Annotated in this window: 10 protein-coding genes; 1 reads left to right on the top strand and 9 read right to left on the bottom strand. The window is 69.8% G+C overall.

From position 1 onward, the window contains the following. Window positions 1–123: 123 nt before the first annotated feature. Genes ACYR7D_RS16220 through argC form a run of 6 tightly spaced genes read right to left on the bottom strand, consistent with a single transcriptional unit; the run spans window position 124 to window position 5,977 of the window. A complete protein-coding gene (locus ACYR7D_RS16220; RefSeq protein ID WP_459545414.1) occupies window positions 124–633 on the bottom strand; it encodes an arginine repressor in 510 nt (169 codons plus the stop codon). Beyond that, window positions 630–1,595 (bottom strand): ornithine carbamoyltransferase, encoded by a 966-nt coding sequence (argF, locus tag ACYR7D_RS16215; RefSeq protein WP_459545413.1) that lies wholly within the window; start codon window positions 1,593–1,595, stop codon window positions 630–632. Before argF ends, ACYR7D_RS16220 begins: the two co-directional genes overlap by 4 nt. Then, a complete protein-coding gene (locus ACYR7D_RS16210; RefSeq protein WP_459545412.1) occupies window positions 1,592–2,791 on the bottom strand; it encodes an acetylornithine transaminase in 1,200 nt (399 codons plus the stop codon). The genes argF and ACYR7D_RS16210 overlap by 4 nt, the downstream gene beginning before the upstream one ends. Next, entirely contained in the window at window positions 2,788–3,702 is a 915-nt protein-coding gene (argB, locus tag ACYR7D_RS16205; RefSeq protein ID WP_459545411.1) for an acetylglutamate kinase, read from the bottom strand. The genes ACYR7D_RS16210 and argB overlap by 4 nt, the downstream gene beginning before the upstream one ends. Then, window positions 3,699–4,910, bottom strand: coding sequence for a bifunctional glutamate N-acetyltransferase/amino-acid acetyltransferase ArgJ (argJ, locus tag ACYR7D_RS16200; RefSeq protein WP_459545410.1), 1,212 nt, complete (start codon window positions 4,908–4,910; stop codon window positions 3,699–3,701). The genes argB and argJ overlap by 4 nt, the downstream gene beginning before the upstream one ends. Continuing rightward, window positions 4,907–5,977, bottom strand: coding sequence for an N-acetyl-gamma-glutamyl-phosphate reductase (gene argC, locus ACYR7D_RS16195; protein WP_459545409.1), 1,071 nt, complete (start codon window positions 5,975–5,977; stop codon window positions 4,907–4,909). Before argC ends, argJ begins: the two co-directional genes overlap by 4 nt. A 363-nt stretch (window positions 5,978–6,340) precedes the next feature. On the opposite strand from argC, the gene ACYR7D_RS16190 reads away from it, so the two are divergent. Further along, window positions 6,341–7,159, top strand: a complete 819-nt coding sequence (locus ACYR7D_RS16190) for a crotonase/enoyl-CoA hydratase family protein (protein ID WP_459550184.1) — start codon at window positions 6,341–6,343, stop codon at window positions 7,157–7,159. Window positions 7,160–7,186: 27 nt separating this feature from the next. Here the strand turns inward: ACYR7D_RS16190 and ACYR7D_RS16185 are convergent, their stop codons facing one another. The 3 genes from ACYR7D_RS16185 to ppc all read right to left on the bottom strand — a co-directional run bounded on the left by ACYR7D_RS16185 (window position 7,187) and on the right by ppc (window position 13,313). Further along, window positions 7,187–7,678 carry a pyridoxamine 5'-phosphate oxidase family protein gene (locus ACYR7D_RS16185; protein ID WP_459545408.1) on the bottom strand — a complete coding sequence of 164 codons (492 nt, stop codon included), beginning with the start codon at window positions 7,676–7,678 and terminating at the stop codon, window positions 7,187–7,189. Window positions 7,679–7,914: 236 nt separating this feature from the next. Next, window positions 7,915–10,221, bottom strand: a complete 2,307-nt coding sequence (locus ACYR7D_RS16180; protein ID WP_459545407.1) for a M28 family peptidase — start codon at window positions 10,219–10,221, stop codon at window positions 7,915–7,917. A gap of 203 nt (window positions 10,222–10,424) precedes the next feature. Continuing rightward, window positions 10,425–13,313 (bottom strand): phosphoenolpyruvate carboxylase, encoded by a 2,889-nt coding sequence (ppc, locus tag ACYR7D_RS16175; RefSeq protein ID WP_459545406.1) that lies wholly within the window; start codon window positions 13,311–13,313, stop codon window positions 10,425–10,427. Window positions 13,314–13,364: the final 51 nt, after the last annotated feature.

Below are 13,364 nucleotides of genomic sequence, written 5' to 3'. Positions count from 1 at the left end.
CCACCGGCGGGAGCAGGGGAACGTCCCGGTGCTCACGACCGTCCGGAGGAGCAGCGGCACAGGCCCGGGCGCGACGAACACCCGCGGCGGCGACAGCCCCGCCGGAACGGGGCCCGGCTCGGCTCAGGCGAGGTCTTCGATCTTCGCCGCAAGTTCCGCGCCGGTGAGCGGCTCGCGGGCGATCACCGCGATGGTGTCGTCGCCGGCGATGGTGCCCACGATATAAGGCAGCGAAGCACGGTCCAGGGCGCTGGCCAGATAGTGCGCGGCACCCGGGGGTGTGCGCAGTACCGCGATATTGCCGCTGGAATCGGTGGAGACCAGCAGATCACCGAGCAACTTCGCCAGCCGCCCGGTGCCGCCGGTGACCCCGCGCACCGGGCTACCGTCCTCGGGTACCACGTAGACGCCCGCACCGCCGTCGGCGGCCCGTAGTTTCACCGCGCCGAGTTCGTCCAGATCACGCGAGAGAGTGGCCTGCGTGGTCTCGATCCCCTCCGCGGCCAGCAGCGTGGCGAGCTCGGTCTGGCTGCGGACCGGATGCGCGGCCAGCAGCGCGATGATCCGCGACTGCCGGCCGGCCCGGGTGGCCGCCGTCACCGGCCCGTCGGAATGGGTACGCGCCTCACTCATCGTCGCCGCGCGTCCCCGTTTTCCAGCAACCACACCAGCAGTGCCTTCTGCACGTGCAACCGGTTCTCCGCCTCGTCCCACACCACGCTCCGCGGGCCGTCGAGTACCCCGTCGGTGATCTCCTCCCCGCGATGGGCGGGCAGGCAGTGCAGCACGATGGCGTCGGCGGCGGCAGCCCCCAGCAGCCCGGCGTTCACCTGATAAGGACGGAACGGAGCGACCCGATCCAGGCCGTCGCCCTCCTGCCCCATGGAGGTCCAGGTATCGGTGACCAGGACATCGGCCGCCGCGGCCGCGTCCCGCGGATCGTCGGTCACGGTGACGCTGCCGCCGGTTTCGCCGGCGCGGGCCTCGGCGGCCGCGATCACCGACGGGGCCGGCCGGAAACCGGCGGGCGCGGCGATGCGCACGTGCATACCGGCGGTCACCCCGCCCAGGAGCAGCGAATGCGCCATATTGTTGGCGCCGTCACCGAAGTAGGCCAGTACCTGCCCCTTCGGATCGCCCCGGTGTTCGGTCACGGTGAGCAGATCCGCCAGCACCTGGCAGGGATGGAACTCGTCGGACAGCGCGTTCACCACCGGCACCGTCGCGGTAGCGGCCATTTCCTCGAGACGCTGCTGCCCGAAGGTGCGCCATACGATGGCCTCCACATAGCGCGAGAGCACCCGCCCGGTATCGGCGAGGGTTTCCTCGCGCCCGAGCTGGGTGGTCTGCCCGTCCACCACGACCGCGTGCCCGCCGAGCTGGGCGATACCCAGTTCGAAGGAGAACCGGGTGCGGGTGGAGTTCTTGTCGAAGATGACGCCGACTCCACGCGGCCCCGCCAACGGGCGGCGCGCGAACGGATCCTTCTTGAGTTCGGCGGCCAGGGCCAGCACCTCGGCCTGTTCGCCGGGAGTGAGATCGTCGTCGCGTAGGAAGTGCCGGACAGTGGTGGTCGGCTGGATCGAGGTGGTCATCCCCGGGTTCCTTTCGTCTCGGCCGCGACCTCGTCGAGGATCGCCGGAAGATCCAGGATCAGATTGTCGGCCTGGGTTTCGGTGAGCACCAGCGGCGGGGCCAGGCGGATGACATCGGGTTTGGCCGGGTTCACCAGATAGCCGGCCGCCCGCGCGCGGGCCTCCACCCGCGGCGCCACCGGCTGGGTGAGGCCGATACCGATCAGCAGACCGGCGCCGCGCACATCGGAGATCAGCGGATGCTCCAGCACCGCGATGCCGTCACTGAGCCGTTTACCCACCGATTCGACGTGTTCGAGCAGCCCGTCGGCTTCCAGGGTGCGCAGCACCGCCAGCGCCGCGGCGGCGCAGACCGGATTACCGCCGAAGGTGGTGCCGTGCATACCCGCAGTGAAGAGCTCGGCCGCCTGCCCGGTGGCCAGCACCGCGCCGATCGGCAGACCGGCGCCCAGCCCCTTGGCCAGGGTGATCACATCGGGCGTGATACCGAAAGCCTGGTGGGCGAACATCTTTCCGGTGCGGCCGATACCGGTCTGCACCTCGTCCAGGATCAGCAGCGCGCCGTGCCGGGCGGTGATCTCCCGAGCCCGCACCAGGTAATCCATGGGCGGCACCACCACACCGCTCTCCCCCAGCATCGGTTCCAGGAAAACCGCGGCCGTATCGGAATCGACCACCCGTTCCAGAATGCGGGCGTCCCCGTAGGGCACATGCACCACACCGGGCGGCATGGGCTCGAAAGGCGCGCGTTTGGCGGGCTGACCGGTGAGCGCCAGCGCACCCATGGTGCGGCCGTGGAAGGCATCGTCACAGGCGATGATCTTGCGGCGGCCGGTGAGCCGGGCCAGTTTGAACGCGGCCTCGTTGGCCTCGGTACCGGAATTACAGAAGAACGCGCGACCGTGCCCGTCACCGAAATACCCGAGCAGGGTCTCGGCCAGTTCGATCACCGGCTCGCTGCCGTACAGATTGGACACGTGCCCGAGAGTGCCGAGCTGGTCCATCACCGCATTCAGAACGGCCTGGTGCGCGTGGCCGAGGCTGTTGACCGCGATACCACCCACGAAATCGATGTAGCGGTTACCATCCGCGTCGTACACCACCGCGCCGGTACCCCGGCTGAGCACGACCTCCGGGGTGGGGTAGTTGCGCATCATCACGTCCGACCACCGCTGCCGCAGTTCCGCAGTGTTCATGCCCTGTCTCCATTTCCCTCGTCCGCCACCGGTACGACCATGGTCCCGATGCCCTCTCCGGTGAAGAGTTCGAGCAGCACCGAATGGGGAACGCGGCCGTCGATGACGTGCGCGCTCGGTACTCCGCCGCGGACCGCGCGCAGGCACGCCTCCATTTTGGGGACCATCCCCGCGTCCAGGGACGGCAGCAGATCCGCCAGCGCGGCGGTATCGATCACGCTGGTCAGCGACGACCGGTCGGGCCAATCGGTGTACAGGCCCTCGACGTCGGTGAGCACCACCAGTTTCTCGGCACCGATCCCCTCGGCCAGCGCGGCGGCCGCGGTATCGGCGTTGATGTTGTGCACCACTCCGTCGGCGTCCGGCGCGATGGTCGAGACCACCGGGATGCGGCCCGCGGCGATCAGATCGAGTACCGCGCCCGGGTGCACATCGGTGACATCGCCGACCAGGCCGATATCGGTGGCCGCACCGTCGATCTCGACGGTGCGCCGGGTGGCGGTGAACAGCCGGGCGTCCTCACCGGAGATACCGACCGCGTACGGTCCGTGGGCGTTGATCAGCCCCACCAGTTCCCGCCCGACCTGACCGAACAGCACCATACGCACCACGTCCATGACCTCCGGGGTGGTGACCCGGAATCCGCCGCGGAACTCGCCGGACAACCCCAGGCGACGCAACATGGCCGAGATCTGCGGGCCGCCGCCGTGCACCACCACCGGGTGCACCCCGACCGTGCGCAGAAACGCCATATCGGCGGCGAAAGCGCGTTTGAGGTCGTCGTCGATCATGGCGTTGCCGCCGTATTTGACGACGACGACCTTGTCGCGGAACTTCTGCAGCCAGGGCAGGGCGCCGGCCAGGATATGCGCCTTGTCCAGCGCGGAGAGTTCGTTGATGGCTTCGGTCATGAGCTGTAGGCGGAATTCTCTTCGACGTAACCGTGGGACAGGTCGGTGGTGCGGACGGTGGCCGAGCCGGAACCGAGCCGCAGATCCACCGCGACATCGATATCGGGGCCGGACAGATCCACCTCCCGGGCGCCGGGGGCCCCGGTGCCGTCGATACAGACCGGAGCACCGTTGAACGATACCGAGATCAGGTCCGGGTCCAGTTCGATCGGGGCGGTGCCCACCGCGGCCAGGACCCGCCCCCAGTTCGGGTCGGAGCCGAACAGCGCCGTTTTCACCAGACTGTCGCGGGCGATGACCCGGGCCGCGATGAGCGCGTCTTCGTCGCTGCGCGCCCCCGCCACGGTCACCAGGACCCGTTTGGTGACACCTTCCGCGTCGGCCATCAGCTGCCCGGCCAGATCGTCGCAGACCGCCAGTACGGCCGCGTCCAGCTCCTCCTGGGTGGGCGCCACCTCGCTGGCGCCGTTGGCCAGCAGCAGGACCGTATCGTTGGTGGACATCGAACCGTCCACGTCGAGCCGGTCGAAGGTCAGCCGCGTGGCCCGGCGCAACGCCGTGTCGAGCTGTTCGGCGGTGGCGACGGCATCGGTGGTGAGTACCACGAGCATGGTCGCCAGCGCGGGGGCCAGCATGCCGGCCCCCTTGGCCATCCCGCCCACGTTCCACTTGCCGGGATGGTGCAGGGACGCCTCTTTCGGCACGGTATCGGTGGTCATGATGGCGTGGGCGGCGTCGGTACCGCCGGACATCCCCCCACCCATTTCGTGCACGATCTCGGTGATCGCGGGCAGCAGCTTGTCCATCGGCAGCCGGTCGCCGATCAGGCCGGTGGAGCAGACGGCGATCTCCCCCGCTCCGGTTTCGGTGCCCCAGTTGCTCAGCGCGGTGGCGAGTTCCTCGGCGGTGCGGTGGGTGTCCTGGAATCCCGCCGGGCCGGTACACGCGTTGGCACCGCCGGAGTTGAGGATCACCGCGCGCAGCCGCCCGGCCTTCAGCACCTGTTGCGACCACAGGACCGGCGCGGCCTTCACCTTGTTACTGGTGAACACCCCGGCGGCGGCGTATTCGGGGCCTTCGTTGAACACGAGGGCGAGATCGGGTCTGCCGCTCGCCTTGAGACCCGCGGCGATACCAGCGGCGCGGAAGCCGAGCGGGGCGGTGACGCCCTGATTGTGCACGATTTTTCCGGTGTTGTCGGTGGTCACGGGGCCACTCCTACGGTGGACAGGCCGGCGGTCTCGTCGAGGCCGAGCGCGATGTTCATGGATTGCACCGCGCCGCCCGCGGTGCCCTTGGTGAGATTGTCGATGGCACCGATCACCACCAGCAGGCCCGCATCGGCGTCCACGGTCACCTGCAGGGCGGCGGAGTTGGCACCGAGAACGGCGCCGGTCTGCGGTAGTACGCCCTCGGGCAGCAGATGAACGAAGGGTTCGTCCGCGTAGGCCTTGTCGTAGACGGCACGCGCCTGCGCCGCGTCCACCCGGACCGGGGCGGTGCAGGTGGCCAGGATGCCGCGTGGCATGGGCGCGAGTACGGGGGTGAAGGACACGCGTACCGGCACGCCGGCCGCGGCCGACAGATTCTGCGCGATCTCGGGGGTGTGCCGGTGCGCACCGGCCACGCCGTAGGCCCGGGCCGAACCCATGACCTCCGATCCGAGCAGGCCCACATCGAGTTTGCGGCCGGCACCCGACGTTCCGCTGACGGCGACGACGGTGACCGTGGGTTCCACGATGCCCGCCGCGACCGCCGGTGCCAGCGCGAGGCTGGCGACGGTGGGATAGCAGCCGGGCACCGCGATACGGGTGGCGCCGCGCAGCGCCGACCGGGCCCCGGGCAGTTCCGGGAGGCCGTAGGGCCAGCTGCCGGCGTACGGGCCGCCGTAGTACCGGTCCCACGCGGCGGGGTCGGTGAGCCGGAAATCGGCACCGCAATCGATGATCACCGTCGACTCGGGGAGTTCGGCCGCCAGTGCCGCGGACTGTCCGTGCGGGAGCGCCAGGAAGACCACATCGTGTCCGGCCAGTTCGGTCGCCGAGGTGGGGGCGAGGATCCGGTCCGCCAGCGGCAGCAGCTGCGGCTGGAGCGTACCGAGCGCGGTGCCCGCGTTGTTACCGGCGGTGAGCGCCCCGATCTCGAGGCGCCCGGCTCGGTACTCCGGATGCCCCAGCAACAGACGCAGTACTTCTCCGCCCGCGTACCCACTGGCACCGGCGACAGCGACCCGCAAAGGTGTGTTCCGGTCGGGCATATCCGTGTGATCAGCCATGTGATGATTATGCACGGCCATGCAAGCTCATTCATAAACCGGGTTCCGGCGAGCCGATCGAACAGGTTCCACACTATCCGATAGCATTAGAACATGCGTTCGAACCGCTCCCTCCGGGACAAGGTCCGCGCCCTGGAGCAGGCGGTCGACACCCTCTTGGAGACCGATCTCACGTCCGCCTCCGCCACTGAACTGACCGAGGCCCTCGCCCGGCTCGAAGGCCGGACCCGGAATCTGGCGGGCTTCACCGCGCGCATCGGCCACACAGCCGCGACACCGGACGGGCACTCCCCCGCGAATCGCACCTCGGCCCCGGGCCCACCGCAGCGATCGGGCATCGTTGCCGGGGACAACCACAGCCCCATGGCCCGAGGAGTACCCGTGACCGCACCCGTGCGCGTGGAACGCACCGGCGACGTCGTCGTCTGGACCATCGACAATCCCGACCAGCGCAACCCGATCTCCGATGAAGCGACCATCGACGCTCTGGAGGAGGCGGTCCGCGCCGCCGACCGGGATCACACCCTCCGGGTGGCCGTGCTCACCGGCGCGGGCAGCGCGTTCAGCGCGGGCGGCAATATCAAACATATGCGGGACAAAGCGGGAATGTTCGGCGGCGCCCCGGCCGAACTGCGCCAGGGTTACCGGCACGGTATCCAGCGCATCCCGAAGGCCCTGTACCACTGTGAGATCCCCACCATCGCCGCGGTCAACGGACCGGCCGTCGGGGCCGGCTGCGATCTGGCCCTGATGTGCGATATGCGGATCGCGGCGACCACCGCCACCTTCGCCGAAAGCTTCGTACGGCTCGGTCTCATCCCGGGCGACGGCGGTGCCTGGTTGCTGCCGAGGGTGGTCGGGATGGCCCGCGCCAGCCGGCTGGCCTTCACCGGCGCCGCCATCGATGCCGCCACCGCCCTCGAATGGGGGATGGTCGACGAGGTCGTGGAACCCGACGAGCTACTCCCCGCCGCCCACCGGCTCGCCGCCGAGATCGCGGCCAACCCGCCGCACGCCCTGCGGATGACCAAACGACTGCTGCGCGAGGGACAACACCAGAGCCTGGAGACACTGCTGGAGCTCTCGGCGGCCATGCAGGCCATCACCCATCACACCGCCGACCACGACGAAGCCGTGGCCGCCATGCTCGGGCGGCGCGCACCGCGGTTCACCGGCGACTGAGCTCCGCGCCGGCCCGCAGACGCCCGGCTACCGCTTCTCGACCACCCGTTCGCCCTGACCCGGCTTCCAGATGGTGACCAGCAGGGCGTCGTCGCAGACCTCCACCGCGGACGCCGAGGACAGATCGGCCACGAAGAAATGCTCGAACGGCCGATCCCGTAGATCCAATCCGCTCTCGGCGTACAGATACTGCGCGAAACGCATATGCAGGGCGGTATCGGGCTCGTCGACCACGACGCCGAAGAGTTTCGCGTCCCCTTCCGCGACCATGGTGTCGATGGTGGCGGTATGCAGGCAGAACCGTGGATCGCGCGCGAGATCGCGGAATTTGGTGGTCCCCGGCATACCGGGGATCACCAGTTTCTCTTCGAAGATCATCGGCTCCACCGGGCTGATCCGGGGGAACCCGTCCGAGCGCAATGTCGCCAGCATGCACAAGTTGCTGGTGGCGGCGTGACGGCGCCGGAAGATCTCGCTGATCCGGGGCGCCTCGGCGGTGAACTCGCTCCATGTGGTCATAGACGCGACGGTACGACGTCGGTGTGGCACACCTGGTCAGGACAGGCGGAGCGCCCCCGTGCGGCGACCGACGGGCGCGGACGGCACACCGGTGCCCGCACGCGATCCGGCGCCCCGCACCCCACGGCCGGCGAGAGCCGGTACGGCATTTCACCGCACCGAACGCCGCGGCACCCCGGAAGCGGTGACGGCCGGTGGCCCGCCGGGACGGCGAGGGGCCGGACGACCGCCCCGGCTCACATCTCGTAGGTCCGGGCGACCGCGATCAGATCACCGTCCTCCCGGGTGGAGGCCACCGTATGATCCGGCCGGGCCCGGAACCCGGGGGCATCGGCGATATCGCGCGTCTCGTCGATCACCGTAACGCGGATCCGGTCCGCGCCCGGGGTACGCATCGTGATGTCGACGCCCTCGGGCGGCAGATCGCGGAAACGGATCTCACCCGGCCAGGTTCGGGCGCGCACACCGTCGACCTCCACCGTCACCGGGGCGCTCCCGGCAGCGCTCACGGAGACGAGATCGATGGGGTGGTCGACGCGCAGGGTGAGACCGGTGGCCGCGCGCCGGGATACCACGTGCACCGTCACGGTGTCCCCGTCCCGGTGGCGTACCTCGAGCCGGGGGCCCTCGGCACGGATCGGTTCGGCCCGCCCGGTCCACAGCGCACCACGCGCGTACCCGGGTGGCAGCCCGGAGATATCGTGGCCGGTGACGTAACCGCGGGTCCAGGCGGTGGGATGTTCTTCACTGCTGACCCAGTGCGCCTGCCCCGTATCGGCATCGAGCACGTAGGCGAGGTGGCTCCGCCGCGGATGTTCCGCGTCGGCGGTATCGGTGACCAGACCGGCGCCGATCGATACGAGCGCCAGTAACACGACGATCGACGGCGCCGCCCACACCACCTTTCCCCGTGGAGTGCGCCCCGGCAACAGAAGTTCGGCAGCGGGAAGCAGCAGGAAACCGAACAGGGTCAGGAAGAACGCGGGGGCGCCGGCATAGGCCAGGCCGATACCGTCGAACAGGAGGCGGGTCAGCCCGGGATAGAGCAGCACCGAGACCGAGAGCCCCAGCACCGATGCCGCTATCGTCCAGCCGATCCGGCGCACCGGCGCGGACGCCAGGAGCGCGCCGGCCGCCGCGAACACCGTCGGCACCGAGAACAGGAACGAGGCGCCGGGAGCGAGGACCGCGGAACCCACCCCCAGGACGGCCGGCCAGGCGAGCGCACCGGCCACCAGAGCGGCCGGGCCCACGCGGCGGCGCGACACCGGATACCAGACGAGCAGTCCGGCGACCACCAGGGCGGCGACAGCGGCCTGATAGAACAGCGGCCGGTGCAGTAGGCCGCCCATCAGCTCGTAGCCCGGGCGCAGGAGCACGAGAAGCCGCCACAGGGCCTGGCCTGCGGCGACGGCCGCGGCCACCGGCAGCGCCGCCGATACCGCCGCCCCCGCCAGTTGTCGCGCACTCGCCGTTCCCCGGCGCCACGCGAGCACGGCCACCGCCGCCACGAGTACCGCGCCCAGCAGCGCCGCAGGCAGGGCGAACATGTTCGAGTAGGTGATCGTCCATACACCGAGCCGGAAGTAGGTGGCATCCTGTTCCGACCGCAGGGCGGGCAGATCGGCGGCACCGAGCGCCCGGGTGAGCGCCACCATGGTGTCGCCGTGGTGTTGCAGACTGCGCGGGTCCAGATTCGCGAGGGAGTCGCCCGCGGTGTGGTAATACGACGCTTCTTCGATATAGGCGAAATTGAGACCGGTGAAACCACCGGCGGAGAATTCGCTGAAATCGGTATCGTTCGGCAGCTTCCGATAGAACTCGACCATCGACGAATCGCCCCGGGGATCGGGTACCACCTCGGTGAACAGCGAGACCAGCTCAGCGTTACCGCTGGAGGTCTCGAACATCAGCGAAGGCCCGCTCACTCCGCGAGCCTCCCAATTCAGTACGACACCGCCCGCGCGACCCAGCGGATGCTCCCGGACGAAGGCCTCCGCCCCCAGCAGCCCGTCTTCCTCACCGTCGGTGAACAGCAGCACCAGATCGTTGCGCGGCCGGCCGTCCCGGGCGATCAGTCTCCCGGTCTCCAGCATCGCCGCCACCGCCGCTCCGTCATCCGATGCGCCGGGCCCCGTCGCCGCGGAATCGTAGTGCGCGGCCAGCAGTACGGTGCCGGTGCTGTCCCGGCCGGGGAGGGTCGCGATCACATTGTCCACCCGCCCGAAGGACGCCAGCCCCTTCCCGGCCCCGCCCCCGACCGCATGCTGGACCTCCACCGCGAAACCCGTCGCTCGCAGCTGCCCGGCGATATAGTCCGCCGCCCGGTCACCCGCCGGACTACCCAGGGGCCGGGGCTCCGTAGCGAACCGTTCCAGATGGGTGACGGCCCGCGCGGCGCTGAACTGCCCCTGTACCTCCGGAGGCACCAGCTGCCGGTGGTTGCCCGATACCTGCACCGACCATGCTCCCGCCGCGAGAACCAGCAGTACGGTTACGCCCGCGAGTACGCGGCGGGGCGTATCGACCAGTTTCCGGATCACGCCTCGACGTTAAGGGTCGACCCCGGACGAAATATCATCCGACCGGTCCGCGCGTCCGATACGGCGGTGCGCCCGGTATCCCCCGCCGGGCCGCGCGAACGGCTCCCGGCCGACCACACGGGCGACCCGACCTCCGGGCGCACCGGCCCGGCCGGCGCCGCGGGAGCGGGCCGGTACGGCGGGCGATTACCGCTGTACCGTCCTCAGCCGGAGTTGCGCAGAGCGGTGGCCAAACCGTTCATGGTGAGCAGGATTCCCCGCTTCACCAGTTCGGAGTCGTCACCGCCGCGCAACCGGCGCAACAGTTCCACCTGCATCTGATTCAGCGGTTCCAGATAGGGGAAGCGGTTGTGGATCGATTCGGCGAGCGACGGGTTATCGGCCAGCAGATGATCGTTACCGGTGATGGCGGCATGCACGGCCACGGTGCGGGCGTGCTCGCGCTCGATCATCCCGAAGATACGTTCCCGCAGTCCGGCGTCCTCCACGAGTTCGGCGTAGCGGGCGGCGATCGCGAGATCGCTCTTGGCCATCACCTGGGCCAGATTCGACAGCACAGTGCGGAAGAAGGGCCACCGCCGGTACAGATCCGACAGAAGGGCCAACCGCCGCGGATCACCACCCACCCATTCTTCGAGTGCGGTGCCGGTGCCGTACCAGCCGGGCAGCATGACCCGCGCCTGGCTCCAGGACATCACCCAGGGGATGGCGCGCAGATCGGACACCGAATTCGTCGGTTTGCGCGAGGCGGGACGGCTGCCGATATTGAGGTCCCCGACCTCGGCGACCGGCGTGGACTGGCGGAAATACGTGACGAAACCGGGGGTTTCGTGCACCAGTTCCGCGTAGGCCGCGCGGGCGCGGGCCGCGAGCTCGTCCATCAGCGCGTAGGCCGGTTCGGCATCCGCGCCCAGACCCTCCACGTCCAGTAGCGTCGATTCGAGAGTGCCCGCGATGAGCGATTCCAGGTTACGGTGCGCCGATCCGCGTTCGGCGTATTTGGCGGCGATCACCTCGCCCTGTTCGGTGAGCCGCAGCGATCCGCGGACCGCGCCGGCGGGCTGGGCCAGGATCGCGTCGTAACTGCGGCCGCCGCCCCGGCCCACGGTGCCACCGCGGCCGTGGAAGAGCCGCAACCGGATTCCGTGCTCGCGCGCGAGCTCCACCAGGTCCAGTTCCGCGCGGTACAACGCCCAGTTCGCGGCCAGATAACCGCCGTCCTTGTTGGAGTCGGAGTAGCCGAGCATCACCTCCTGCCGCATTCCGCGCGCCGCCACCAATTCCCGGTACACCGGAACCTCGAGCGCCGCGCGGAGGGTCGCCGCGCCGGCCGCGAGATCCTCGATGGTTTCGAAGAGCGGAACGATTCCCACCGGGCAGACAGGCTCGTCGGCGGCCGCCCCGGGATCCAGCAACCCACCTTCTTTGAGCAGCAGCGCCGCCTCGAGCAGATCACTGACCGAGGTGCACATGGAGATGATGTAGTTGGGCACCGTCTCCGGACCCAGCGCGGCCACCACTTCGGCACCGGCCCGGATGACGCCCAGTTCCGCTTCGGTCTTCTCGCTCAATCGCGCGTGGGGGCCGAGCAGGGGGCGCCGCGTACGCAGTTCCCGGCCGAGCAACTCGATGCGCTCCGCTTCCGGCAGACTCGGGTAGTCGGGGTGCACACCGGCCCAGGCCAGCAGTTCGGCCACCACCTGTTCGTGTGTTTCCGAGTTCTGCCGCATATCCAGGCCCTGCAGATGGAATCCGAAAGTTTCCACGGCGTGGCGCAATGCCGCGAGCCGGTCGTCGGCGAGGAGGCCGTCACCGCTGGCCCGCAGGGAGGCGTCGACGGCGTCGAGATCGTCCAGTAGTTCCCGCGGAGTCCGGTACGGACGCACCCGCGGGGCCTCCGCTTCGCTCTCCTCTCCGGCGGGGCACGCCTCGCCGCCGCGCAGACCCGCTGCCACGGCCGGGGCCGAAGCACGGGCCGGCACGGACCCGGCGAACACCGGGCCGGCGTCTTCCGGGTATGTCGGCTCCACCCCCAGCGCGTCCAGTGCCCGCTGGGCGGTCACGGTGAGCCGTGACCGGATCCCGTACAGCGCACGCCGGTACGGTTCATCGACATAGGCTCGCGGGTCGGGGTAGCCCTGTTCGGCCAGCGACCGCAGCCGCGGGGTCACCGGAACCAGCCGGGCCGACAGCGCCAGCGTCTTCTCCAACCCCACCAGCTCGCGCAGGTACCGGCCGAACGCCACCCCGGCGGCCTGCCCGGCCGCGGTCCGCACCACCTCCGCGGTGACGTACGGATTACCGTCCCGGTCCCCGCCGATCCACGACCCCGGACGCAGAATCGGTTGCGGCAACAGTTCCCGGCCGGGCCACCGCGAGCGCAGCGCGGCGCGCACACCCGCGTTGATCTGCGGGATCACATCCAGCAACGTGAGCTCGTAGTAGCGCAACCCAACCGCGATCTCGTCCTGGATCCGCAGCCGGGACAGGCGGATCAGCGCGGTACGCCACAGAGTGAGCACCTGGCGCCGGATCTCGAGCTCGAGCCGGGGCCGCTCGCTTTCCGGTGCCCACTGCCGCTGCCGCATGAGCTCGGTGATCCGGGACTGGGTGTCGAACACGGTGCGACGCCGGGTCTCCGTGGGATGCGCGGTGATCACCGGCGATACCAGCGCATCGGCCAGCAGCCGGGCCACCCGATCCGCCGGCACCCCCGCCGCGTCCAGCTTCCGGTAGGTCGCGGCCAGGGAGGAATCCTGCGGTGCCTCACCGGCCGCCTCGTGGACGGCACGCCGCCGGTCACGCTGGATGTCCTCGGCGAGATTGGCCAGCAGAACGAAGTAACTGAACGCGCGGATCAGGGGCAGCGCCACCGAAATATCCACACCGGCCAGCATTTCGGCGACCGCGCTGCGCCGCACCTCCTCGCGGCGCACCCGGAACGCCTCCACCCGGACCCGTTCGACGAGGTCGAAGACCTCCGGACCCTCGTGATCGCGAATGGTGTCACCGAGTACGCCGCCGAGGAACCGGATATCCTCGCGCAGCGGCCGGGTCGCGTCGTTTCCACTGCCGGTCTGCGCATCGCCCATGATCGAACAGTATGGTCGGCGGCGGCGCCCACAGCTGTGACGACGCACACG

The sequence above is a fragment of the Nocardia sp. X0981 genome (assembly GCF_977089955.1).
Note: the sequence above shows the minus strand (reverse complement) of the source record. Positions and strands in the feature narration are given on the sequence as shown.